At 37.6% G+C, this 25,240-nt stretch carries 26 protein-coding genes; 12 read left to right on the top strand and 14 right to left on the bottom strand.

Going from position 1 to position 25,240, the window contains the following annotated elements; all coding sequences use genetic code 11:
- Position 1: 1 nt before the first annotated feature.
- Together DCC35_RS01430 and DCC35_RS01435 are read left to right on the top strand one after the other, a co-directional pair.
- A complete protein-coding gene (locus tag DCC35_RS01430; protein WP_137089106.1) occupies positions 2–1,801 on the top strand; it encodes an ABC transporter ATP-binding protein in 1,800 nt (599 codons plus the stop codon).
- Entirely contained in the window at positions 1,798–2,544 is a 747-nt protein-coding gene (locus DCC35_RS01435) for a hypothetical protein (protein WP_137089107.1), read from the top strand. Before DCC35_RS01430 ends, DCC35_RS01435 begins: the two co-directional genes overlap by 4 nt.
- On the opposite strand, the gene DCC35_RS01440 is transcribed toward DCC35_RS01435, so the two are convergent.
- Both DCC35_RS01440 and ribD read right to left on the bottom strand, forming a co-directional pair.
- Positions 2,541–3,023: a GAF domain-containing protein gene (locus tag DCC35_RS01440; RefSeq protein ID WP_137089108.1), complete on the bottom strand. Its 483-nt coding sequence runs from the start codon at positions 3,021–3,023 to the stop codon at positions 2,541–2,543. The genes DCC35_RS01435 and DCC35_RS01440 overlap by 4 nt on opposite strands.
- Positions 3,024–3,025: 2 nt before the next feature.
- The gene (gene ribD, locus DCC35_RS01445) at positions 3,026–4,063 is read right to left on the bottom strand and encodes a bifunctional diaminohydroxyphosphoribosylaminopyrimidine deaminase/5-amino-6-(5-phosphoribosylamino)uracil reductase RibD (protein ID WP_246070121.1); all 1,038 of its coding nucleotides are present in this window, start codon (positions 4,061–4,063) and stop codon (positions 3,026–3,028) included.
- A 37-nt stretch (positions 4,064–4,100) separates the two neighbouring features.
- On the opposite strand from ribD, the gene prmC reads away from it, so the two are divergent.
- Positions 4,101–4,958, top strand: a complete 858-nt coding sequence (prmC, locus tag DCC35_RS01450; protein ID WP_137089109.1) for a peptide chain release factor N(5)-glutamine methyltransferase — start codon at positions 4,101–4,103, stop codon at positions 4,956–4,958.
- On the opposite strand, the gene DCC35_RS01455 is transcribed toward prmC, so the two are convergent.
- Both DCC35_RS01455 and dusB read right to left on the bottom strand, forming a co-directional pair.
- Complete coding sequence (locus DCC35_RS01455; RefSeq protein WP_137089110.1) at positions 4,955–5,851, bottom strand: DMT family transporter; 897 nt, start codon at positions 5,849–5,851, stop codon at positions 4,955–4,957. The genes prmC and DCC35_RS01455 overlap by 4 nt on opposite strands.
- A gap of 7 nt (positions 5,852–5,858) precedes the next feature.
- Positions 5,859–6,854: a tRNA dihydrouridine synthase DusB gene (dusB, locus tag DCC35_RS01460; protein WP_137089111.1), complete on the bottom strand. Its 996-nt coding sequence runs from the start codon at positions 6,852–6,854 to the stop codon at positions 5,859–5,861.
- A 35-nt stretch (positions 6,855–6,889) separates the two neighbouring features.
- Here dusB and DCC35_RS01465 point away from each other — a divergent pair, with 35 nt between their 5' ends.
- The 4 genes from DCC35_RS01465 (at position 6,890) to DCC35_RS01480 (ending at position 10,885) form a co-directional block, all read left to right on the top strand.
- Positions 6,890–7,849 carry a CPBP family intramembrane glutamic endopeptidase gene (locus DCC35_RS01465; protein ID WP_137089112.1) on the top strand — a complete coding sequence of 320 codons (960 nt, stop codon included), beginning with the start codon at positions 6,890–6,892 and terminating at the stop codon, positions 7,847–7,849.
- A 93-nt stretch (positions 7,850–7,942) separates the two neighbouring features.
- Entirely contained in the window at positions 7,943–8,773 is an 831-nt protein-coding gene (locus tag DCC35_RS01470) for a phosphatidate cytidylyltransferase (RefSeq protein WP_137089113.1), read from the top strand.
- Between the two features lie 82 nt (positions 8,774–8,855).
- Positions 8,856–10,130, top strand: a complete 1,275-nt coding sequence (locus DCC35_RS01475) for a Glu/Leu/Phe/Val family dehydrogenase (protein WP_137089114.1) — start codon at positions 8,856–8,858, stop codon at positions 10,128–10,130.
- Between the two features lie 98 nt (positions 10,131–10,228).
- On the top strand, positions 10,229–10,885 hold the full coding sequence (locus DCC35_RS01480) for a phosphatidylserine decarboxylase family protein (RefSeq protein WP_137089115.1): 657 nt from the start codon (positions 10,229–10,231) through the stop codon (positions 10,883–10,885).
- 9 nt (positions 10,886–10,894) lie between these two features.
- Here DCC35_RS01480 and DCC35_RS01485 read toward each other — a convergent pair whose 3' ends face one another.
- The 4 genes from DCC35_RS01485 to DCC35_RS01500 form a co-directional block, all read right to left on the bottom strand.
- Positions 10,895–11,104: a hypothetical protein gene (locus DCC35_RS01485; RefSeq protein ID WP_137089116.1), complete on the bottom strand. Its 210-nt coding sequence runs from the start codon at positions 11,102–11,104 to the stop codon at positions 10,895–10,897.
- The gene (gene lptC, locus DCC35_RS01490; RefSeq protein WP_137089117.1) at positions 11,097–11,645 is read right to left on the bottom strand and encodes an LPS export ABC transporter periplasmic protein LptC; all 549 of its coding nucleotides are present in this window, start codon (positions 11,643–11,645) and stop codon (positions 11,097–11,099) included. Before lptC ends, DCC35_RS01485 begins: the two co-directional genes overlap by 8 nt.
- Positions 11,646–11,731: 86 nt before the next feature.
- Complete coding sequence (locus DCC35_RS01495) at positions 11,732–13,036, bottom strand: tetratricopeptide repeat protein (protein WP_137089118.1); 1,305 nt, start codon at positions 13,034–13,036, stop codon at positions 11,732–11,734.
- Positions 13,037–13,048: 12 nt separating this feature from the next.
- A complete protein-coding gene (locus tag DCC35_RS01500) occupies positions 13,049–14,257 on the bottom strand; it encodes a hypothetical protein (RefSeq protein WP_217495902.1) in 1,209 nt (402 codons plus the stop codon).
- Between the two features lie 221 nt (positions 14,258–14,478).
- Here DCC35_RS01500 and DCC35_RS01505 point away from each other — a divergent pair, with 221 nt between their 5' ends.
- From DCC35_RS01505 to DCC35_RS01515, 3 genes are all read left to right on the top strand, one after another.
- Positions 14,479–15,567, top strand: coding sequence for an anhydro-N-acetylmuramic acid kinase (locus DCC35_RS01505; protein ID WP_137089120.1), 1,089 nt, complete (start codon positions 14,479–14,481; stop codon positions 15,565–15,567).
- A gap of 57 nt (positions 15,568–15,624) precedes the next feature.
- Positions 15,625–16,851 (top strand): Glu/Leu/Phe/Val dehydrogenase dimerization domain-containing protein, encoded by a 1,227-nt coding sequence (locus DCC35_RS01510; protein ID WP_137089121.1) that lies wholly within the window; start codon positions 15,625–15,627, stop codon positions 16,849–16,851.
- Positions 16,852–17,053: 202 nt separating this feature from the next.
- The gene (locus DCC35_RS01515; RefSeq protein WP_137089122.1) at positions 17,054–18,637 is read left to right on the top strand and encodes a sodium:proton antiporter; all 1,584 of its coding nucleotides are present in this window, start codon (positions 17,054–17,056) and stop codon (positions 18,635–18,637) included.
- Between the two features lie 76 nt (positions 18,638–18,713).
- On the opposite strand, the gene DCC35_RS01520 is transcribed toward DCC35_RS01515, so the two are convergent.
- From DCC35_RS01520 to pdhA, 4 genes are all read right to left on the bottom strand, one after another.
- Positions 18,714–20,042 (bottom strand): aspartate kinase, encoded by a 1,329-nt coding sequence (locus DCC35_RS01520; RefSeq protein ID WP_137089123.1) that lies wholly within the window; start codon positions 20,040–20,042, stop codon positions 18,714–18,716.
- Positions 20,042–20,530, bottom strand: a complete 489-nt coding sequence (ribH, locus tag DCC35_RS01525) for a 6,7-dimethyl-8-ribityllumazine synthase (RefSeq protein WP_137089124.1) — start codon at positions 20,528–20,530, stop codon at positions 20,042–20,044. Before ribH ends, DCC35_RS01520 begins: the two co-directional genes overlap by 1 nt.
- 72 nt (positions 20,531–20,602) lie before the next feature.
- Positions 20,603–21,310: a YfgM family protein gene (locus tag DCC35_RS01530; RefSeq protein ID WP_137089125.1), complete on the bottom strand. Its 708-nt coding sequence runs from the start codon at positions 21,308–21,310 to the stop codon at positions 20,603–20,605.
- Between the two features lie 67 nt (positions 21,311–21,377).
- Positions 21,378–22,415 carry a pyruvate dehydrogenase (acetyl-transferring) E1 component subunit alpha gene (pdhA, locus tag DCC35_RS01535; RefSeq protein ID WP_137089126.1) on the bottom strand — a complete coding sequence of 346 codons (1,038 nt, stop codon included), beginning with the start codon at positions 22,413–22,415 and terminating at the stop codon, positions 21,378–21,380.
- A 115-nt stretch (positions 22,416–22,530) separates the two neighbouring features.
- Between pdhA and recF the strand changes: the two genes are divergently transcribed.
- Together recF and DCC35_RS01545 are read left to right on the top strand one after the other, a co-directional pair.
- Complete coding sequence (gene recF, locus DCC35_RS01540) at positions 22,531–23,640, top strand: DNA replication/repair protein RecF (RefSeq protein WP_137089127.1); 1,110 nt, start codon at positions 22,531–22,533, stop codon at positions 23,638–23,640.
- 36 nt (positions 23,641–23,676) lie between these two features.
- Positions 23,677–23,994, top strand: a complete 318-nt coding sequence (locus DCC35_RS01545; protein ID WP_137089128.1) for a DUF721 domain-containing protein — start codon at positions 23,677–23,679, stop codon at positions 23,992–23,994.
- On the opposite strand, the gene ftsY is transcribed toward DCC35_RS01545, so the two are convergent.
- Positions 23,989–24,960, bottom strand: a complete 972-nt coding sequence (gene ftsY / locus DCC35_RS01550; protein WP_137089129.1) for a signal recognition particle-docking protein FtsY — start codon at positions 24,958–24,960, stop codon at positions 23,989–23,991. The genes DCC35_RS01545 and ftsY overlap by 6 nt on opposite strands.
- A gap of 124 nt (positions 24,961–25,084) precedes the next feature.
- Entirely contained in the window at positions 25,085–25,240 is a 156-nt protein-coding gene (locus DCC35_RS01555) for a DUF4295 domain-containing protein (protein ID WP_137089130.1), read from the bottom strand.

Raw genomic sequence — 25,240 nt, forward strand, 5'->3', positions numbered from 1 at the left:
TGTGAAAGAACTTAAGCACCTCAATAAATATCTTTATAAATACAAACATTTAATCCTGCTCGGATTGCTGTTCGTCATCATAAGTAACATTTTTGTTATTGCTCCTGCTCCTATTGTCAGGCATGCAATAGATTATGTTACCGGAACGCTGAAACCTTACCATCTCATGGAGGGGACAGGTCTTCAGGATAATTTACTCGATCAGATCTTCGGGCACATTGCATGGTTTGTTATCCTTATTATTCTAATGGCTGTAGGGCGAGGTATCTTTCTTTTCCTGGTCAGACAAACGATCATTGTCATGTCACGGTATATTGAGTTTGATCTTAAAAATGAGATTTATAACCATTACCAGGAATTACCACTGGGTTTTTACAGAAAAAACAATACCGGTGACCTGATGGCAAGAATTTCAGAGGACGTCAGCCGCGTTAGAATGTATCTTGGACCAGCAATAATGTACGGATTAAACCTCGTTACCTTATTCCTGATGGTTATTCCATACATGATCTCAATTAACCCAAAACTTACATTATATGCTCTGATCCCTTTGCCGATTTTATCGATCAGTATTTATTATGTAAATAATATTATCAATAAAAGATCGGAAGAGATTCAACGATCATTATCAGGTCTGAGTACATTCGTTCAGGAAGCCTTTTCGGGTATCCGGGTGATAAAATCTTTTGTAAGAGAAGAAGACTCGGCCAAAAATTTTACTAAAGAAAGCAATAATTATAAACATAAAAATCTACGTCTTGTCTTCGTTAATGCACTTTTCCTCCCTCTAATTATGGGGTTGATCGGTCTTAGTGTGATTTTGACAGTATACATCGGGGGTAACGAGGTGATTCTTGGAAATATTACAGTTGGTAACATTGCTGAGTTTATTATTTATGTGAACATGCTAACCTGGCCGGTAACTTCACTAGGCTGGATTACAAGTATTATTCAACGAGCCGAAGCATCACAGGGAAGAATAAATGAATTCCTGAACACCAAAAATGAAATCATCTCTGAAAAAAATATCGATAAGAATTTAAAAGGAAAAATCACCTTTGAAAATGTAACTTTTAAATATCCTGACTCAGGCATTACTGCTCTAAAAGATATTTCATTTGAGATCGATAAAGGAAAGTCATTAGCTGTAATCGGCACTACAGGTTCGGGCAAATCCACTTTAGCTAACCTGATAAGTCGAATGTATGATGCAAATGAGGGACAGGTTCGGATCGATGATATTCCAATTAGAGATATAAAAGTTGAGCGACTGAGAAGTTCTTTGGGTTACGTTCCTCAGGATGTTTTTCTTTTCAGTGATTCGATTAAAAATAATATCGCTTTTGGAACCCAAAACCTCACTGACGAGCAAATTCACCAGGCAGCCAAAGATGCCGACGTGTATTATAACATTATCGACTTCCCTAATCAGTTCGAAACTGTTTTAGGCGAAAGGGGAATTACTCTGAGTGGCGGACAAAAACAACGGGTTTCTCTTGCCAGGGCAATAGTAAGAAATCCGAAAATTCTGATTCTGGATGATTCACTTTCTGCAGTTGACACTAAGACTGAAAATGCTATCCTAAATAGCTTACAGGAAATCATGAAGGGAAAAACCTCAGTCATCATATCTCACAGGGTTTCTTCTGCCAAGCTTGCTGATCACATCATTGTATTGGATGAAGGAAGAATTGTTGAAAAAGGAACTCACGATGAACTAATGAATAACAGGGGACCTTATTTCGAATTATATGAAAAACAGTTAACTTCAGAGGATTCAGGTCAAACCCAGGAATTATGAAGAAGTTAGCATTATATACATTCTTATTTTTACTTACTACATTTTGTTTTGCACAAACACCTACTACAGTAAAAATCAGAGTCCTTGCTAAGGACGCAAAATTCATTGGCACGGGAATGGGTGGAATGAATGTGATTATAAAAAACAGTTCTACCGGCGAAGTTATGGCTAGCGGTAAAATCGATGGGGCTACTGGAAATACATCAAAAATAATTGCTGATTCAATAGGCAGGTATCAACAAAAAGCAACACCTGAGAGCGCTGACTTTACTACTCAATTGACCCTGACTCATCCTCAAAAAATAACCGTCTCTGTCAATGGACCACTTTCTTTAGACCCTGATGACAGAATTAGTGCAACAGAAGAATACTGGATTATTCCCGGTCAGGATTTATCGGAGGAAGGGCTGATTTTAGAAATAGATGGCTTTGCAATTACTGCTAAAGAACCTGAGAAAAATGACGATGGTTCATACACTCTAAAAATGCATTCGGTAATGCTTTGCGGATGTCCAATCACACCCGGAGGTTTCTGGAATGCAAATAAAATGAGAGCTAAGGCATTAATTTACCTGGAAGGAAAACTTTTGAAAAAAGTAGATCTGAAACCAGGAAAGGAAAAAAATTCCTTTACAGGAAATTGGAAACCAGATCAAAAAGGCTTCTATACTATTTACTATAGCCTCTTTGATCCTCGAAACAATAATACCGGTGTTGATGAAATTTCTTTTCCTGTTGATTAAAGATTCTCTGCGATCAACTGCATTAGTTCCTCAAGGTGCTTCCTATCAACCTCATCGAAGTCATTAATTTCTTTGCTATCAATATCTAAAACACCTTTTACCCGACCTTCAGCTATCACAGGTACGACAATTTCAGATTTGGAAGCACTACTGCAGGCAATATGCCCGGGGAAAGCATCGACATCAGGAACCAACATTGTTTCAGCCTGATCCCACGCTTTACCACAAACACCCTTACCCCTTTTAATTCTGGTACAGGCTATTGGCCCTTGAAAGGGTCCCAACACCAACTCATCCTCTTTCACCATATAAAATCCCACCCAAAAAAAGTCGAACGCTTCTTTTAAAGCGGCAGCTACATTGGCTTGATTAGCTACTTTATCCGTTTCTCCACTAATCAACGCCTGAATCTGAGGCTTTATAGATTGGTAAATATCTTCCTTTGTCGCCTGGTCTGGAATTAAAAGTGTTTCTGCCATAATTAATTGTTTATCCAAATTTGAACGATATCATCTTCAATTTGTTTCTCTTTTTTAAGTTTTCCCTGCCCGGTTATAATTGGTGCCGGAATTCCATTATCAAATGTGGTGGGCGAAACAAAGACCTGGGCTTCGTCCCATTCCCCTGTGTTAATCCACCTGCCCAGAGTAATACTCCCGCCTTCGACCAAAACAGACCTCACTCCTTCTTCATATAGCTTTTCCAGTACAAAAGAAGGATCAAAATCCACTAATTTGATCTTTTGAATATTATCATTATCAGAATTTTCGGCAGAATTAAATATTATAGTTCTGGCTTTCTTATTGTAGATATTAAGCTTTCTGTCTGTCAATTCATTTCTCGGATCCAGGATAACTCTAACCGGATTCTTTCCAGGCCAGTCTCTCGTGGTTAATTCCGGATTGTCATAATAAATAGTATTATACCCAACCAAAATACCATCGATCTCAGCTCTTAATTTATGAACCTGCTGCCTCGAAAGTGAATTGCTTATCCATTTAGAATCAAAATTTTTCCTTGCGACAAAACCATCGCTTGTCTGAGCCCATTTGAGCACAATAAAAGGTCGCTCAAGCTCCATATTAGTCAAAAAGACACGGTTTTGATACCGGCATTCTTCTTCCAGCAATCCAACTTCAACTGCAATACCGGCATCTTTTAAGATCTTGATTCCTCCTCCATTAACTTTAGGATTTGGATCGCGATGGCCGATTATTACTTTCTGTACTTTTTCTTCAACCAATCTATTGGCACAGGGAGGTGTGTTACCATAGTGTGCACAAGGCTCAAGAGTAACGTAAGCTGTACACCCTTTAATTTGTGATTTATCGGAAACTGATTCAATAGCATTGACCTCAGCATGATTTTCACCATGCCTTCGATGCCAGCCTTCCCCGATAATCCGGCCATCTTTTACCAGGACACATCCAACTAACGGATTAGGGCTAACGTAGCCTCTCCCATATTCTGCTAATTGAATAGCTCTTTGCATGTATTTTTTGTCCTCTGCCGAACTCATACTGTAAAAGTATAACTAATTGACGTATTTTTGAACAATGGCATTAACAAGTTCAAAGGAATTATACGATCAGATAAACAAAAAGCTATCCGGATTTATCGATATTCAGGAAGCTCAATCATATACTTTTTTTATTCTCGAATATCTTTTCGGCCTGGAGCGAATAGATGTTATGATGGGTAAGGAGGTGGACTTCAGTGCTGAAAAACAAACTCGACTCAATAAAATTTATCACCGGGTAAAACAGCAAGAACCTGTTCAATATATATTTGAACGTGCCTGGTTTTATGGACGAACATTTAAGGTTGATCCGAGAGTTTTAATTCCCCGTGGAGAAACTGAAGAACTGGTTGATCTCATTATTAAAGAACACCGTGAAAAAAAGAACTTGCTAATTGCTGATTTTGGCACCGGAACAGGATGCATACCGATTACCCTGGCTCTGGAATTAAAAGAAGCAGAAGTTTATGGTATAGATTACAGCGAAGATATTATTCGGCTTGCATTGATGAATGGAATGATAAATAAAGCGGACGTAGGTTTTATGGTTGCTGACATTCTTAAAGACAAAATTGAACTACCGGAATTAGACATCATCGTTTCTAATCCACCATATATCCGGGAATCGGAAAAACAGGATATGAAATCAAATGTATTAGACTATGAGCCTGGGGAAGCACTCTTTGTCTCCGACGATGACCCGTTGATCTTTTATAAAAACATAGCTGATCACGCATTGGAAATGCTTAAACCAGATGGTTTTTTATATTTTGAGATTAATGAAGCACTAGGCTCACAGGTTGAAACAATGTTATTTAACAAGGGGTTCAACCTGGTTAAAGTTATCCAGGATATTCACGGAAAAGAAAGGATAGTCTCTGCCAGGAAGCCTTAACCTATTTTGGGCTTTTTATTAACCAGGTAAACACCAGCCAGGATTCCAACCATTCCTATGTAATGCATTAAATACAAATTTTCTCCATCCCATAGTCCCCAAATTATGGCAACTATGGGGATAAAATAGGTTACTGTGGAGGTAAAAACCGGGGAGGTAAGTTGAACCAATGTATTAAAGATCATCAAAGCGATAGCTGTACCAACAACCCCTAATACTGAAACAGCGAGCAATGACCACTGCGCCTGTTCATTACTGAGGATATAATCAACAACGCCTGCCTCGGAAAAGAAATATATTAATGCAATCGGAAGAACAAACACTAAAGAAACAGAAGTAATTGCTATTGGGTGCAGATGATATAATCTTACTTTTATAAAGTTCAGATTGATACCGTAACAAAATGTAGCAGCCATCACGAAGAAAGCATAGCTATTTAATGAAATCTCTCCTGATTCTCCGGCAATAATCAAAAACGCACTCCCAATAAAACCGATTAAAAGACCAACCATCTGAGAGCGCAAGGCTTTTTTCTTCCAGAACAACACCCCGATCAGAAGAGTAAACATGGGAGTTAATGCATTCAAAACACCGGTAACACCACTAGAAAGACTTGTTTGAGCAATAGCAAAAAAGAAAGCAGGTAATAATGTTCCGGAAAATCCTGGAATGAACAAGGGCAAATAATCCTTTGGCTTAATTTTTCTCAGGTGATAGATCGCTACAGGAATCAGAACGACTCCGGCAGAAATAACCCTCAACGCTCCTACCTGGGGAGCATTAAAACCCAACAGAGCTTTCTTGATCAGAATAAATGAACTACCCCAAATCAATGTGAGCACTAAAAGTAAAATCCAGGGCAGTGGCCCGGTTGGTAATTGATCTTCCTTCATAAAAAAATCAAACTATCGGAACTGCATCGGCAAACTCCTCAGCGATTCGATCCAGGGTCTTAAATACTTCTTGAGGATCGTTAGATTCAACAAGTAATTGTCGGAAAGGTTTGAAGTTGGGGATTCCCCTGAAATAATTAGTATAGTGTCTTCTCATCTCAAAAAGTCCCTTTTTATCTCCTTTCCATTCAAGGGAAAATTCAAGATGTTGTTTCGTGATCCTGACCCGTTCTTCTAGCGAAGGAGGGTCGAGAAGCTCACCTGTTTTCATGAAGTGTTTTATTTCATTGAAAATCCAAGGGTAGCCAATGGCTGCCCGACCGATCATAACACCATCAACCCCGTATTTATTCTTGTATTCTAATGCCTTTTGAGGCGAATCAATATCACCGTTTCCAAAAATAGGGATGTGAATATCCGGATGGTTTTTAACCTCTGCGATATGTGACCAATCAGCAACACCTTTGTACATCTGCTTTCTTGTACGTCCATGAATGGAAAGAGCCTGAATACCTACGTCCTGAAGCCGTTTTGCAACCTCAACGATCTTAATTGAATTTTCATCCCATCCCAGCCGGGTTTTTACTGTAACAGGTTTATTAACACGCTTGACAATTTCCTCTGTCATGGACTGCATTTTTGGAATATCCAGTAAAATGCCAGCCCCGGCTCCTTTACAAGCCACCTTTTTTACAGGACAGCCATAATTAATATCAATAATATCCGGGTCTGCTTCCTCAGCGATTGCTGCAGCCTCTCTCATCGATTCTATCTTATCACCGAAAATCTGAATACCTATTGGCCTTTCGTAATCATAAATATCCAGCTTTTCGACACTTTTAGCAGCATCCCGAATTAATCCTTCAGAAGAAATAAATTCCGTATACATGACATCTGCACCATTTTCTTTACAAACTGCTCGAAATGGCGGGTCACTAACGTCTTCCATTGGGGCTAATAATAGAGGAAAGCCCTCTAATTCTAATGATCCTATCTTTATCAAGGTATTTTAAATTTTTGCCGTAAATTTACGCGATTATGAATTATCTGGAAAACGAAAATACTGACAATAAGGTTATTTCTCCACTGAAGTACTTTTTTGATTTTTTTACATTGCTTTGTTTTGTTATAGCAGGAATGCTGTTAATCGGCCCTATCATTGGAATAATTCTGGTAGGTATTTATTCTATTATTGCTAGTATTGATGCCCAAACTATCATGGAGGGCATCATAGCCGGTGATCTCAGCGATACGCCCAAAACTATTCTCATGCTTATTCAGGCAGGAGCAGCCTTAGGAGCTTTTGTGATCGCTCCATGGTTTTTTATCCGGTTTTTTGAAAAGAAAAAACTTAGATCCTACTGGAAATTTGATATAAACCTCCCTTTGGCACTCTTGCTGACAGGAGTAATAGTAATAGTTTTTATGATCGTTGATTCTATAATAATTGAATGGAATCAAAATGTAGAATTCCCTGCTTTCCTGGAAGGATTTGAAAACTGGGCAAGACAAAAAGAAAATGAACTGGCAGATATGACAACTCTGCTGACAACGTTCGACTCATTTAGTGAATTCTTACTTGCATTTATAGTTATCGCTGTACTGGCAGCCATTGGAGAAGAAATCGTTTTCAGGGGATTAATGCAAAATCAGTTGAGCAGACTATTTGGAAACCCCCATGTAGGAATCTTTATTGCTGCTTTTATATTTTCAGCAATACATTTACAGTTTTACGGATTTTTTCCCCGCTTTTTACTCGGACTTTTATTCGGGTATCTATATTATTGGAGTGGCACATTATGGGTTCCGGTGGTTGCGCACCTTGTTAATAACGGCTTTACTTTAATAATGGTCTATTTATATCAACAGGAAATTACTGAGGCAAATATTGCAGAAACAAAATCAGCCCCATGGGTAGCTGTGATAATATCTTTTGTCGTCCTTGCAGCCCTGCTTAAATATTTCAGAGAAAGATTTTACTTATCAAAAACTGAATAATAGATTGCAGACTCATATTTCACTATGTATTTTGGTGGATATATACTGAAATCTGTCAACAGGACCATCGATAATAATTATTAAACTTTGAACATGACCCAAATTCTAAATAAATATAGCAACCTGACTCAACGAGTGATTGTTGCTTTAATCGGTGGGATTGGATTGATAGCAGCTATAATTTATTCTCCCTACACATTTTTTCTTGTGTTTTTCTTTATATGCATGTTCTCAATGCTAGAATTTTATAAGCTCGTAGGGCTTGATGGTTATATTCCATTAAAATCATTCGGAACTTTTATAGGTTTATTTTTATTTACTTCAAGCTTTTTGGTAGGCATGAACATAGTTTCTTCAACCATATTTTTTATGGTTGTGCCATTGGGAAGCATGATATTTTTTATCAAACTTTATAAAAAAGGAGAAAAAAAACCGTTCACTAATATAGCATTTACGTTTCTAGGAGTTCTCTATGTAGGACTGCCATTTGCGTTGTTAAACCTGGGAGTGATCAGAGACGGCAATTATAGCTGGCAGATCATCTTAGGTATTTTAATTATGCACTGGGCTAATGACTCCGGGGCGTATTTTGCAGGAACAAAATTTGGAAAGACAAAATTATTCGAAAGGGTGTCGCCAAAAAAATCATGGGAGGGAAGTATCGGAGGAACATTGACTACGTTAATAGTAGCATTTGTTTTAGGCGAATACTTTACAGACCTTCGCCATTGGGAGTGGCTTGTAATGTCTGCTATAGTAGTTATTGCAGGTACTTACGGAGATTTAATCGAATCCTTATTAAAAAGGAGTATGGAGATTAAAGACTCCGGAACTATTCTTCCAGGCCATGGAGGCTTCCTTGACAGGTTTGACGGATTATTACTTTCAGCCCCTTTTATCGCTGCTTTTTTAAGAATAATTTAAAAGCAGTTAGGAAATATAAAAAAAAGAGTAATTTTGTCGCATAGTCATTTAAAACGATTGCAAAACAATAATTTTTTTTCCTATGGGATACATCGAACCGGCTCCAATTAAGGACAAGGAAAATCCTTTCGAGTCGATGATGTCGCGATTTAACATAGCGGCAGATGCACTGGGACTAGACGAAGAAGTTTACAACGTATTAAAGTCACCGGCAAAACAGGTTACGGTTTCATTACCGATCACCATGGATGATGGTTCCATCAAGGTGTTTGAAGGACACAGAGTTGTGCATTCAAATATCCTTGGTCCTTCAAAAGGTGGTGTCAGGTATGATATGGATGTGACCATTGATGAGGTCAAAGCTTTGGCTGCATGGATGACATGGAAATGTGCCGTAGTGGATATTCCTTACGGTGGTGCTAAAGGAGGCATTAAATGTGACCCAAGATCTATGTCTGCAGGGGAGATCGAACGATTAACTCGTGCATTCACTGCTCAGATGGCTGAAATATTTGGTCCTGACAGAGACATTCCTGCACCAGATATGGGTACCGGACCAAGAGAAATGGCCTGGTTAATGGATGAATACTCCAAAATTCAGGGTATGACAGTAAATGCAGTCGTAACCGGAAAGCCTTTAGTTTTAGGTGGTTCTTTAGGTAGAACCGAAGCTACTGGTCGTGGAGTTATGGTATCTGCTCTTTCAGCCATGGGTAAAGTGGGATTAATTCCTTCACAAGCTACCTGTGCTATTCAGGGATTCGGTAACGTTGGTTCCTGGGCTGCCAAGTTATTAACTGAAAGAGGAGTTAAAGTAATTGCTGTAAGTGATCTTTCAGGAGCATATGTTAACAAAAACGGTTTAGATATCGACGAATGTATCGAATACCGTAATATGAATAACGGAACACTTGAAGGATATAAAAATGCAGATCACATTCCTGGAGACGATATTTTATATCTCGATGTAGATGTTCTTGTACCTGCTGCAAAGGAAGATGTTATTACTGTTCAGAATGTAGAAAAGGTAAAAGCTAAGTTAATTGTAGAAGGTGCTAACGGCCCGACTTCTGCAAAAGCTGATGCGATAATCAATGAAAAAGGCATCATGGTAGCTCCTGATATTCTTGCTAATGCAGGAGGAGTAACCGTATCTTATTTCGAGTGGGTGCAAAACCGACTTGGCTACAAGTGGACTGCGGAAAGAGTTAACCGTAGATCTGACAGAATAATGAAGGATGCTTTTGACAGAGTATACAAAACCTCTAAAGAATATAATGTTCCACTAAGGATCGCTGCTTATATTTTGGCTATTGACAAAGTAGCTAAAACGTATAAGTATCGTGGAGGTTTTTAATCGATAAAATTTATAATAAAAAAAGTGCGGTTTTATCCGCACTTTTTTTTTGCTTAGAACTATTCGATTATTTTTGTACAAAGTTTAACCAACATCAAATGACCATTCATAAAGAAGGAAGAGTTTTATTGATAGCAATGCTATTGATTTTAACAGGCATCAACTTACTTGTATATTATTTCGCAGGTGAATCTGAATATGCCTTACCACTATCTATTTCTGCATCAATAATAATTTTTTTATTGGTATTACAATTTTTCAGGAATCCTAAATTTAATGTTAACACCAATCCAAAACATATCATTGCTCCGGCAGATGGAAAGGTAGTTGTGATTGAGGATACTATTGAAGAAGAATATTTAAAAGACAAAAGAAAACAAATATCGATATTCATGTCTCCTATTAATGTTCATGTTAACAGAAATCCTGTTTCCGGAATTATCAGCTACTTTAAATATCACCCTGGTAAATATCTTGTTGCATGGCACCCAAAATCAAGCCTTGAAAACGAAAGAACTACAATAGCTGTTAAAATGGAAACCGGGCTGGAAGTTGTTTTCAGACAGGTTGCGGGTGCAATGGCAAGGAGAATAAAATGGTATGTGAAAGAAGGAGATAAAGTAGATCAGGGAGAAGAATTCGGGTTTATCAAATTTGGATCAAGGGTGGATATTTACCTTCCATTAGATGCTGAAATAAAAGTTGATATTGGAGAAAAAACTAAGGGAGGCCGAACTATAATCGCTGAAGTTTAATAAACAAAATCAGCTTTCAGTCTTTTTTCGCCTGTACCGACTCCATAATATTAATCCAAAAGACACCATAAATAGCCAGTAACTTCCGATAAAGCCTGTAGTAAATGCTTCAAAAAGCCCTATCAGGAACATTCCGATAGCTAAAAACATCAGTATAGTTGCTAATGTATCACTGCTTTTATTGTTTCGTTTATCAGGGTTTCCTTGTTTCTTATTCATCATAATCAAATTCACCGGTAGGACGTAAGATTCTATATTTAGTAAAGTTCTGATTACTGGATAACCCTTCACCATACAGTAATTCGGAAGCTGTTTTGATCGTTACGAATTTATCTGTGTATATCGAATCACTTCCAGGGAGCCAGTTTAACTCTTCCGTTTTTAGCTGTTCATCTTTTTCGATATTGGTCACAACTACATCACCGCTCACAGTATAAAGCTTACTTTCATTATTAAATTTACCTTGGTTTGCCGAAAGTGTTGAAGTTACGTCTCCTTCAGATTCTTCATCGTAAAACTCAATAAATAGTGGACCCGGAAAATCGCGATCCCCATTAAAATAATCCACTTGTTTACTCGCTCTGATAGTAAAAATAATCCGCCCGGAATCAGAATAGACAGTATACATGCTGTCTATTTCAGCCTGGGGGCCATTGTATTGCTGCCTGAGTTTATTGCTCTTTTCTTCCATGTCATCGCATGAAGCTATGACAAATAACAATATTATTGGAAGAAAATATTTTATTAAATCCCCTTTCATTTTACAAATTTAAGAGATACAAATGAATTAAAATAAAAAAGCGATCTGTGGAGTTCACAGACCGCTTTTAAATATATTAGATTTTGTTAATCTCTGGTTCTTAAAGTAACTGTTTTGTTAATCCAGCAGTTAACTTTTTTAGAATCTCCTTTCTTGCTACCTTCAACGAACAACTCTTCTTTAGAAGGAAACTGTTCTTTTGCCTTAGACATTCCGCCTCTGTTACCTGCTTTTTGGTACATCTCGTACGCTGCTATGAAAACAAGACGATCATAAACTCTTGACTTACCTTGTTTACAACTTTCGTAGCTACCATAGTAAAGGTCGCCTATGAAAGTGTAAGCTTCAGATGCCAGGCTTGCATCGGCAGAAACTGCTTGCATCGCGTAATTTCTCGCTGATGATTTAGCTCCTTTTCGTGCATTCATTCTAGCAAGCTTCAGATAGATTTCTCCTTTTTTAAGGTTATCATCAGTCATTTCTAAACCACGCTTGAAATAATCTTCTGCACAGTCATAATCTCCTTTTTGAAGACATCTTGTACCTAAAAGATTTGCTAAACCAGGCTGTGGATTTTCATCCATGATTGTCCTTGCTGCATCAGCTACCAGGTCTGAATCGAAACAGTCAAATTTGAAACCTAACTTAAAGATATTTTCTGCAAGCTCAATATTGTCTGGATTCGCTCTGAATTTATCACCGAAAGTGTTTTCGATCATGTCACAATCAATATCGATAGTGGCAACAAATAATTTGAAAACATATTCCTCTGGTTTAGACATGTCCTCACCTGCTTCTTTTTTGGCATCGATAACACCTTGGATGTCATCAAAAACAGCAATTACTTCTTCAGGAGACATTTCATCCTTATGAGTCAAATAATACCTTCTTGTTGCATCCATGTAGAATGTCAGGTTGGCATTATAAATTTCATTATCTGCAAAAGAATAAAGATCCTGGTATCCTTCGAATAAATACTCGTACTTATCCTGCTCATTTTTATAGTAATTATAAGCATCGTACATTTTTCTATTCATAAGGTCTGCAGTCTTACCACAAAGCTCCATTCGCTTATCGTAAAGAAGCATAACAGAATCCTTATAAACATCAACTTTCGATGCGTCGTCAGGATTACTTACAAGATTGTCATACAATTTCACACCATTGGCATAAATAGAATAGTGTAAACTAGGTACGTTCTTCAGCAACCAAAATAATGGTGCTTTCGCGTTTTTGTAATCATCAGCTCGTAAGTAGTCTGAATAAAGCGCATTTTTTTCTAACGCTTGCTGTTTGTTCTGAGGCCAATTCCACTCATTACAGTCAACTTCCTGAGCGAAAGTTACTGCACTTATCAAAGTCATGACCAACAATAAAACATTCTTTCTCATAATGCATACAGTTTAATTATACCACGGTGATCTCTCCCACCGTTTACCATTGAATGTTGCTCCTATAGTTATTGAAAAATATTGTTCTTTTAACAAATTGCTACTTAAGCTTCCTCTGCTTCCATAACCAAAGACGATATTTACAACCGAAGCATTCTTCACTGGCAAATGTAATCCAAGATTCATGCCAAACTCGTCAAGCCCTTGATTATTAAGGTTATATGGCGTTTCTTTGTAAAAGGTACCTAAGCGGTAAGTTATTCTTTTCAGGTAACTTTCTACATTGGCAGCATCCGGCGTATAAGAAGCACCAATAGCAAATTTACTACTATTTCTTAAATTTTCCTGCCCTTCATTATTATTATAGGCACTCCACTCTTCAAAAACAGCATCAAAACCTACCGACCAATGATTGTAACCGGATTTGAGCTTTCGATATCCAAATCCAAATCCAAATTGCTGAGGAAGAGTTTGCTTACCACTTCCGTCAAAAATTGTATCAGCATCAACTGTTCCTCCTGTCAGAGTCTGTCTTCTAAATGTAGAAAGATATTTAGTGCTCATTTTTGCTTCAGGACGGAATGTAACTCCTGCATTTAAAAATGAATTTTTATCTAGTTCATAATTATAGCCCAGCCCGAAATCAAAATTGAAATCAGATACATTTCTTCTATCTGATATCTCAATAATATATCTGGAAATGACATTATCCTCACTACCGACGAATTGACCGGTTGTTCGGGTAGTAGATCCGAAATAATAATTAAATCGAAATCCGAAGTATATACTTTTATATTGAAATCCCTGTGCAAGGAAAGCTTTACCAATTCCTCCTTCTCCATCTGAAAGCCTGTTTAAATTAACTCCCGGTTCATTAGGAATATCTCCGGTAGCTAAAAAATCGTAGTTCACTACGCTGTATGGACTTAAGCCGACAGATAAATTCCAATAATTTAGTTTTAATGGAACTCCGAAGGTCAAATATCGAACCGACCCGTTAATAGGAGAGGTTGATCCCTCAGAGGATTCAATTGTCCGCCTCTCTCCTGATAGTGCAGCTTCAAAAGTAGATAATTTGTTAAATGGTAACCAGGCCGGATTCACATTATTTAAATGCAAAAAACTTGGCAATCCAATCCCTACACCTCCCATTGACTGATTATGGCTTAGCGAATTATCTAAAACTTCGCCAACTCCATATGATGTATAGGGTGAATTCATTGTCTGAGCAAAACTGCTTTGACAAAAGCAAATTGCAAAGATCAGTACTATAGTAAATCTGTTGAAAAATAACTTCATGAAATCCTTACCTCTTTTAAATTTAGGTTAAGAGCCTACAAAGATGTCCTGTTTTATCCGAGTATCAAAAAAAAATTACATTCTATTTTATTCCATTTAGTCCTGATGGGATAGATTTATAAAAAATTAACATTACTGAGCACATGTCTGAGCACTCTGAACAATCTTATTTTTCACTTGGTTTGATGTCCGGAACTTCACTGGACGGATTAGATTTATGTTTGAGTGAGTTTATTTATGAAAGCAACTCCTGGAAATATAGAATTATCAAAACAGAGACGATTCCTTATAATGAAAAGTGGCGAAATGATCTGGCCAATGCAATAAATTTGAATTGGTCTGAATTGTTGACTCTTGACTATAAATATGGACTGTACCTTTCACAAGTGATCCTTTCATTTCTCCAAAATACAGAGGTAACGCCAGACCTGATTGGCAGCCATGGCCATACTGTCCACCATAAGCCTGATAAAGGATATACTATTCAAATTGGTAATGGGCACCAAGTTGCATTAAAAACAGGTGTAGACACAGTATATGATTTTAGAAGTTTAGACGTAAGCAAAGGTGGGCAGGGAGCTCCTCTTGTGCCGATAGGAGATAAGTTACTTTTTTCAAATTATAATGCATGTGTCAATTTGGGTGGGTTTGCAAATCTTTCTAAAAAAGATCAAGGGGAAACTATCCGCGCATATGACATTTGTGCACTTAATACAGTCCTTAACTATCTTGCATCCCTGGTCGGCCTTGATTACGATGAAAACGGCAATTTAGCTTCCTCGGGGAAAGACATCCCGAATCTTCTTGAGGAACTGGAAAGCCTGGCTTATTATTCTGAAACAGGCCCAAAATCTCTGGGTATTGAGTGGGTAAAAAGCAGTATTCTTCCTATTGTGAATAATTATTTAAAGGAGTATCCACTCAAAGATGTCATTCATACTTACACCAATCATGCAGCTAAAGCGATAGCCAGGGAGTTGCCTTCAATAGGACAATGTCTATTCACTGGCGGTGGAGCATTTAACAATTACCTGATTTCCAAAATAAACACATATAATAACGGAAAAATAGAAATACCCGGTGACCAATTAATCTCTTTTAAGGAGGCTTTAATCTTTGGGTTTCTCGCTGTTTTAAGAAAGCGCAATGAAATAAATGTTCTATCATCAGTTACCGGAGCAACAGAGAATACCAGTTCCGGAGTAATCGTCTCTAAAAACGACTTGATTTGACATTTTCTTAAAAATTATATTTTGTAAATTGCGCCAACTTAAAAACGACTTAACTCAATGAAAGACTTATTAAAGCAATTTGAAAACAAAACCCCCGAAATTGTTTTTGAATGGAAAGATTCTGAAACCGAAGCAGAAGGCTGGGTTGTAATTAACTCATTGCGAGGTGGCGCTGCTGGTGGAGGCACGAGAATGCGTCCGGGATTAGATAAAAGAGAGGTAGAATCCCTGGCAAAAACCATGGAAATCAAGTTCACTGTTTCAGGACCAAATATTGGTGGTGCTAAATCGGGAATCAATTTTGACCCGAAGGATCCGCGCAAAAAAGATGTCTTGAAAAGATGGTATAAAGCTGTTTTCCCTCTTTTAAAAAATTATTATGGCACAGGCGGTGACCTCAATGTGGATGAAATTCATGAAGTAATTCCAATTACTGAGAGTTATGGTTTATGGCATCCTCAAGAAGGAATTGTAAACGGACACTTCAACCCAACTGAACCAGAAAAAATAAAAAAATTAGGACAGCTGAGACAAGGAGTTTCTAAAGTCCTGGAAGACATAAACTTCACCATTACCGGCGACTACAAATTTACCGTAGCAGACATGATCACCGGATTTGGTGTAGCTGAATCTGTAAAACATTACTATGACCTTTGGGGTGGTAATATCAGTGAGAAAAGAGCAGTGATTCAGGGATGGGGAAATGTAGCTGGCGCAGCTGCTTTATTCCTTGCTAAAATGGGTGTAAAAATAGCCGGAATCATAGATCGGGAAGGCGGATTATTAAGTGAAGAAGGTTTTGGACTGGAAGAAGTAAAAGAACTTTTCATCCAACGTGAAGGAAATAAGTTGAAAGCTGATAATATGATCCCTTATGATGAAATAAATGATAAAGTCTGGGATTTAGGGGCTGAAATTTTTATACCTGCGGCTGCTTCTCGTCTGATTAGTCAGGACCAGGTTGAAAAAATGATTAACTCTAAACTTGAAGTTATTTCTTCAGGTGCTAATGTGCCGTTTAAAGATGATGAGATTTTCTTTGGCCCAACAATGGAATATGCTGACAGCCACGTTTCCTTAATACCTGATTTTATAGCTAATTGTGGTATGGCAAGGGTCTTTGCGTATTTAATGAGTGATGAGGCAGTAATGACTGATGAAACAATTTTTGACGACACCTCTGAAACCATTAAAATTGCAATGCAGGAAATTTACAATTCTCATAAAGAAAAAACAGGAATATCCGAAGCAGCCTTCGAAGTTGCGCTTAAAAAACTTGTATAATTTCTACAACAGGACATTAAAACCGGCCTCGAGCCGGTTTTTATTTATACTATTTTAAGAAAGAATTACAAATACCAAGCATTATACAGCTATTATATATAAACTCTCTGATTCATTTTGTAAATTTAGGCGCACTTTAAATTATACAGTCCTAACTAGCGGACTGTTTTCTTTGTAACAGTAGCCAATTGAATATAAGTTAATGGATCAAGACAATAACCGCTTTTCGACAAGAGTTATAATATTCCTGATTTTACTTTTTTCACCCCTGTTTGGTCAACTCTCGGCTGTTGAGTTGGAATCTGACAATTCCTCTACTGTAAGTGAATTATCAGTTCAAAATTCAAATAATACGGAATTAGCTACTGTTAACCAGGACCAGGATGATCAGGTTCAGCATGAAGAAGAACATGGGGAAACAGAAGGGCACGGATCAGAAGAAGCTTCTTCGCACAAACCTCCGGGCTGGTCAGTTTTGCCGTTTGTCATTTTGTTATTAATGATCGCCACCGGCCCTTTATTCTACGAACATTTCTGGCATAAAAATTATCCTAAAATAGCGATTTTACTTGCTGCTATTGTTGTTCTCTACTACCTTTTCGCTTTAAATAACGAACACGGCCCTGTTCATGCGTTTTTTGAATACTTTCAATTTATCGCTCTTCTGGCTTCTCTATATATAGCATCAGGAGGTATTCATATTGACATTGACAAGAAGTCTTCTCCGATGGCCAATTCGATATTATTGATTTGTGGCGCTGTTATAGCTAACCTTATCGGTACTACCGGAGCCTCAATGCTGTTAATAAAACCTTTTATGAGGCTTAATAAGCATAGAATTAAGCCTTATCATATTGTCTTTTTCATATTTATAGTATCAAATGTTGGCGGATCATTAACACCCATAGGAGACCCTCCGTTATTCCTGGGATTTCTTAAAGGAGTACCGTTTGAATGGACGATTACACACAACTTTCTTCCATGGGTATTTGGCATCTCATTGCTAACCCTGATATTCTATTTCTTTGATAAGAGAAACAAGGATGTGATCGATGAAGATGAAATTCAAACTGAGTTCACAAATAAAATAAAAGTCTCCGGAGCGAAAAATTTTGGATGGCTGGCTTTAGTAATCATCTCAGTTTTTATTGATCCAAACGTATTTGACTGGGTTCCTGCTATAAATTATCACGGGCAAAGGTTTTCTTTCATAAGAGAATTTATCATGTTCGGTGTATGCTTCTTTTCTTATCGTTTTGCAGATAAAGAAGCCATTCAAAGCAATGACTTCAGCTTTGAGCCGATTCGTGAGGTTGCATTTATATTCATTGGAATTTTTGGTACAATGATGCCTGCACTTGAGCTTGTCAGTGAGTTTGCAAAATCACCTGAAGGCGTGGCACTGATCTCTCAAAACACGCTTTATTGGGGAACAGGTGCTTTATCCGGTTTCCTGGATAATGCTCCAACTTATCTTAACTTTTTAGCTGCTTCAATGGCTTCTCAGGGAGCGGACATTAATTCGATCAGTGAAGTAGTGGAATATGCCACAGGCGATACCTATCCACATTCACAACTCTATTTAAAGGCTATATCCATTGCAGCCGTATTCTTTGGAGCAATGACTTATATTGGTAATGGACCTAATTTCATGGTGAAATCAATTGCCGAACAAGTAGGTATTAAAATGCCTTCGTTCTTTGGTTATATGATCAGGTTTTCAATTCCTTTCTTATTACCAATGATCATTCTTACCTGGTTGATTTTCTTCCTGTTCGCTAAATAAAAAAACTACGTTTAATAAATATAAAAGCCTGTTCGTTGAACAGGCTTTTTTAGTATCTGAAATTTCTATTTATCTATCAAGCTTCTTCCATTTGAAACACTCCCTTATTAAGGCTTTGAAGGGCTGAAGCTTTATAAGAAGTATCGATTAACACTGAGATGTTATGGCGACTCCCTCCATAGCTAATCATCCTTACCGGAATTTCTGTCAGGCTATCAAAAACTTGTTTTACTATTCCTGGTCTATCAGAAACAAAATCTCCAACAAGGCAAATAATTGATTGATTGGTATCGATCTCTATTTTACCAAATGGTTCAAGCTCCTGTTTAATTTTTTCCAGATTACTATTATCATCAATAGTTAATGAAACAGCAACTTCACTGGTAGTAATCATATCTACCGGAGTTTTATATTTCTCAAACACCTCAAATATCTTTCTGAGAAAGCCATATGCAAGCAACATACGGGTTGATTTGATCTTGATAGCCGAAATATTATCTTTTGCAGCTACAGCCTTTATACCGGTATCCTGTTCCTTTCCGGAAATAATAGTTCCTTTTGCATCAGGCCGCATTGTATTTAACAATCTTACCGGGCAATTATATTTTTGAGCCGGAAGGATAGATGCAGGGTGCAATATCTTCGCTCCGAAATAAGCAAGCTCAGCAGCTTCATTAAATGATAATTCTGAAATAGAATAGGTGTTTTTAACTACTCTTGGATCATTATTATGCATGCCGTCAATATCTGTCCATATCTGAACCTCGTCTGCATTTAATCCGGCTCCGATTAGCGATGCGCTATAATCACTTCCTCCACGCTTGAGATTGTCAACCTCTCCTTTTGAATTTTTACAAATAAATCCCTGTGTGACTAAAAGCTTTCCTTTTTTATCTAATTGGTCCTTAGCTGGAAAGTTTTTGCCTATAAATTCAACATCAGGCTCATCATCTTCATCAAGCTTCATGAAATCTAATGCATTTAACCAGTCGACATCAATTTTCTTTTCTTTCAATAATTCGATGAAAAGTTTAGTACTAAGTAATTCTCCCTGTGCCAGAAGTTCTCTACTAAGTCCTTCATTGAAAGAAAGGTTGATTGCAGAATTCAGAAGAGTAAAATGTTCATCAAGAATAGCCTTCGCTTCTGATCTTCTATCACTTTCTGAAACTAAATCTTCCACAAAGGCATCATACTTTTGTCTTAGTTCCAAAACAAGGTCTTTGGCAGCTTGTTTATCACCGGTTTTTAACAACCTTCCAAGTTCAACCAGACTATTTGTCGTTCCCGATACAGCTGAAAGCACGATAATTTTTGGCTCATCATCAGATGTGATGATAGATGCAACTTGATTCATTCGTTCGGGACTTCCGACTGAAGTACCTCCAAATTTTAAGACTTTCATTACAATGTTTCTTTTAAACCCAACATTTTGACAGCGGTAATTGCAGCTTCATCTCCTTTATTACCGTGTTTTCCACCAGCACGATCAAGAGCCTGCTTCATAGTGTCAGGGGTAAGCACGCCAAAAATTACTGGTTTATTATATTTCAGGTTAACATTGGTTATTCCATTGGCTACAGCGTCGCAAATAAAATCAAAATGCCTTGTTTCTCCTTGAATCACACACCCAAGGCAGATCACAGCATCAATGTCATCGCGTTCAGCCATCCATTGTGCTCCAAGAGTAAGTTCATAACTTCCCGGAACGTATCTTTTAACTATATTCTCCTTTTTAACACCGTTCTGCAAAAGCGTTTCATATGCTCCCTCGTATAATGCTTCTGTCACTGTGTCGTTCCATTCGGAAACCACTATTGCAAAAACTTTATCTTTAGCGCCTTGAAGATTTTTTGATGAATAATCGCTTAAACTTTTTAATGATGTTGCCATAATTTTAAATGAAAAAAGGGATGAGCCATTTGCCTCATCCCTTTGTTAATAATCTTAATTCAATTATACAAATTAATTGGAGGCCATGGCTTCTAAACGAGCCTTGTGTTTTCGTGCTTCCGAAATTTGTTTATATTTTGGATAATCAGTTACTATATCAGAATATATTGATGCAGCTTTCGACGTATTTCCAGCTAACTCATATGCCAGGGCAGCCTGCATCAAATAGTCAGGAGAGAAAACACTGTTTTCATTAGTATCAGCTGCTTCTTCGAATAATGAAGCTGCTTTTTCAAAATTCCCCTTTTCCATATATGCACTACCTAACAGGCTTTTTGAAAAAGCAGGAGAAAGCAAATCATCGTTTGAATATGACTCCAGGTATTCTATCGCCTTATCAAAGTTTTCTTGCTTCAAATAAATTGCACCAGCATAAAATTTTGCAAGATTTGCTGATTGCGTTCCTGAATAATCATCAATTATATCAAGAAATCCTGAATTTACTGTGGTTCCTTCCAAAGCAAGTGCAAGACTATCATTTTCAAACCAATACTGAGCCTGGAACATTTCTTCCTGGGCTTTGGCATTTTGGTTTTCCTGATAATACTTGTACCCGATGATACCACCAACTACTAAAAAGAGAACTGCTACAGCACCGAAAACCAGTGTTGAATTATCTCTTAAAAACTTCTCTGCTGATGATAAACTCTCCTGGATTGCTTCCGGATTTTCCAACAGCTCATTTCCTTCGTCGTGCTTATGTTGTTTATTCTTCGCCATTCTATAAAAAATTGAACCTCAAAGTTAGTGGAAATAAGTTATCCACAAATAAGTATTTTTGTTTTTTTTATTTATCGCTAATAAAAGGATAGTCAGGTTGAACGTAAACATCGTCAAATGCTTCTGATGGATCAGGCCAATCTGAGTTTTCAGAAAATTCAACACATTCCTTCACCTGGTCTTTTATCTTTTTATCAAGCTCTTTTAATTCATCCTCGTCAGCCCACTTGTTATCAAGGATTACACTTCTCACCTGCTCGATAGGATCTCGGTCTTTGTATTCCTGAAGCTCTTCCTTAGTTCTGTACTTAGCCGGGTCACTCATCGAGTGTCCTTTGTAACGGTAAGTTCTGAATTCTAATAAACTGGGGCCTTCTCCTTTTCTTGCTCTTTCAGCTGCTTCAGCTACTGCATAGTGTACTTCTTCTACTGACATCGCATCAACAGGCTTCGAGGGCATACTATAGGCTTCACCAAGCTGGTAAAGTTCAGTTACGTTAGAAGTTCTTTTCACTGAGGTCCCCATTGCATAACCGTTATTCTCAATAGCAAATATCACTGGTAATTTTAGTGTCATTGCCATATTCAAAGCTTCGTGAAATGCGCCTTGTCTCACAGCACCATCTCCCATATAGGTAATGCAAAGAAAATCAGTCTCTTTGTATTTCTCTGCAAATGCAAGACCCGCTCCAAGAGGAATCTGACCACCAACAATACCATGGCCTCCGTAAAAATGATTTTCTACATCAAACATATGCATCGAACCACCTTTACCTTTAACTATTCCTGTCTTCTTACCAAATAACTCCGCCATTACAGCTTTTGGGTCTGAACCCAGTGCTATCGGGTGAGCATGATCTCTGTAAGCAGTAATATATTTATCTCCTTTTTTTAAGGCTGAAACCGACCCGGCTACACATGCTTCCTGGCCAATATATAAGTGGCAAAACCCACGAATCTTTTGCTGACCGTATAATCGTCCTGCCATTTCTTCAAATCGCCTCATCAATAACATACTCTCAAACCACTCCATGTATTGATCTTTACTGAAGTTCGGTTTTGAAGCAGATTTGCTTTTCTTTGCCTTTGTTTTAGATGTAGCCATAATCTGTGATTTATTGCTTAATATTGGGTTGCAAATATACACTTTACAAGCATTTTTCAATAATATTAATGCGTGTTTTAGTCATACAACAATACATCTTTCATAAATTTCTGTTATGATTCTCAAGGAGATCAGCCTTTTTAATTTTAAAAACTACGAACAGGCGAAGGTCAGCTTTGGTCCGGGCTTCAACGGAATCTATGGTGAAAATGGAGAGGGAAAGACTAATCTACTCGATGCTATATACTTTTTATGCTTTACCAAAAGTGCTTTTCAAAGCAATGATAGCTACCTTATAAGACATGGAGAGTCTTTTTGCCTGGTAAAAGGAAAGTTTGAATTTGAGTATAAACAAAAAGAAGTTTCCGGAGGTATCGAAAAAGGCCCAAAAAAAACGTTTACAGAAAATACGGTAAAATACGATAAATTAAGCGATCACATTGGTGAGTATCCTGCAGTAATGGTTTCGCCTTATGACATGACATTGATAAGAGAAGGAAGTGAAGAAAGGAGAAAGTTTATGGATGGTTTACTCTCCCAGATTAACAGACCTTACCTTTTAAATATTCTGAAATACCGAAAAATCCTGAAGCAACGAAATGCAATATTAAAACAGTTTGACGAATCAGGTTTTTCAGATCCTCATTTGATAGAACCCTATACGGTAGAACTAATCAAAACAGGTAAAGAAATTTATTCTGAAAGGGTTAAACTCACAGAAGAATTAGGCCCCATTATAGAAGAACAATACTCTTTACTAACTAATGATAAAGAAAAAATATCGATCAGGTATCGATCTGACTACGATAAAGAAGATTTTGAAGAGTTGTTTTACAGGCAATTTGACAAAGAACTGATACTTGGCCGCACTACAATGGGAACACATAAAGATGAGTTGGTCTTTAGTATGAATGACAGGCCATTGAAAAAACTTGGTTCCCAGGGTCAGCAAAAATCTTTTTTGATCGCATTGAAACTTGCCCAATATAAGATTCTTAAGGAAACTAAGGAATTCACACCAATATTGTTGTTAGATGATATTTATGACAAACTTGATGATAACAGAATAAAAGGCTTAATTAAGCTTTTAGCCGGAAAAGAATACGGACAGGTATTTATTTCAGATGCCCGGCCTGAACGATCGGCAAAATTAATGGAAACTATCGGTGAAACTTCCAGGCTTTATGTAATAAATTCAGGAGAAATAGGTGAGATGGCAGATTGATATCTGGTATCTTTGCTTTTTAAACTTTATAAATCAATGGCTGGATATAATAAAAAAGGTTCGAAGAGAAATGCAGGGATATCCACATTAAAGGATAGTATACAAGAAATGTTTAAAGAGTTTAAGCTCGACGCTAAGTACAAAGAAACCGAGCTTATTAAATCCTGGCCGGAATTGATGGGTCCTATGATCGCCAAAAGGACAACCAAAGTTTTTATAAAGGACAAAAAAATGTTCGTTAAGCTAAATTCAGCTCCCTTGAAAAGAGAACTATCAATGTCCAGGTCTAAGATCCTGGCCCTTTTTCATCAAAAATTCGGAGAAATATTAATTGAGGATATTGTCTTTCTATGACAATTCTTTGTTGAAGAATGAATCGACGAATTCCATCCTGTTGAATACCTGCAGGTCTTCTACTTTTTCACCAACACCAATATATTTTACAGGTATTTGAAACTGGTCTGAGATCCCAATTACAACTCCACCTTTAGCAGTACCATCTAGTTTTGTGATAGCTAATGATGTCACCTCAGTGGCTTTGGTAAATTCTTTTGCCTGGATAAAGGCGTTTTGACCTGTTGATCCGTCGAGAACCAATAAAACTTCATGAGGGGCTTCGTCAATGAACTTCTGCATCACTCTCTTGATTTTTGAAAGCTCATTCATCAGGTTTACTTTGGTGTGAAGACGTCCGGCAGTATCAATGATAACCACATCGTAATTACCTTCAACACCTTTTTTCACTGTGTCAAAAGCTACCGATGCAGGATCTGTATTCATTCCATGACTGACGATATCAACATCTACGCGCTCACTCCACATGATCAACTGATCAACAGCAGCAGCACGAAAGGTATCAGCAGCACCCAGTAATACTTTATTTCCGGAAGCTTTAAAACGCGAGGCCAGCTTTCCAATAGTAGTGGTTTTACCCACTCCATTAACCCCGACGACCATAATTACATATGGTTTTTTATCTTGTGGGACGGTAAAACCCTGGAGTTCTTCGTAGTTATTTTCTGCCAGGAGACCAGCAACCTCCTCTTTAAGAATAGTATCTAGTTCAGAAGCATTCAAATACTTATCCCTGGCAACGCGATCTTCAATTCTTTCAATGATTTTCACCATGGTATCAACTCCTACATCAGAAGAGATCAGGATCTCCTCCAATTCATCCAACACCTCGTCGTCGACTTTCGACTTTCCGGCTACAGCCTTACCAAGTTTAGTAAAGAAGCTATCTTTAGTCTTTTCAAGACCTTTATCAAGTTTCTCTTTTTCTTCCTTGCTTTTGCTGGATTTAAAATTGAATATTCCCATGGCAGTTTTGATCAAATATCGATAACGCGATAATAATACAAAATTTGTAGCAATTCACCTTTGCCCGAAACAAAAAAAGCCCCTTAACCAAGGGACTTAGTTTTTTTAACCGGACAATATCTGATTACTTGGCCAAAGTCTCTTTTACCATATCAACCGGAACCATTTCCTCTCTGTAAGAGTAAGATCCTGATTTCTCAGACTTCACGGCTTTAATTACTCTGGCGTACTGTTTATTCGCGCCTTCTTTCTTAAGGGTTGCAACTACTTTCTTAGCCAT

The organism is Mangrovivirga cuniculi (assembly GCF_005166025.1).
Taxonomy (GTDB): Bacteria; Bacteroidota; Bacteroidia; order Cytophagales; family Cyclobacteriaceae; genus Mangrovivirga; species Mangrovivirga cuniculi.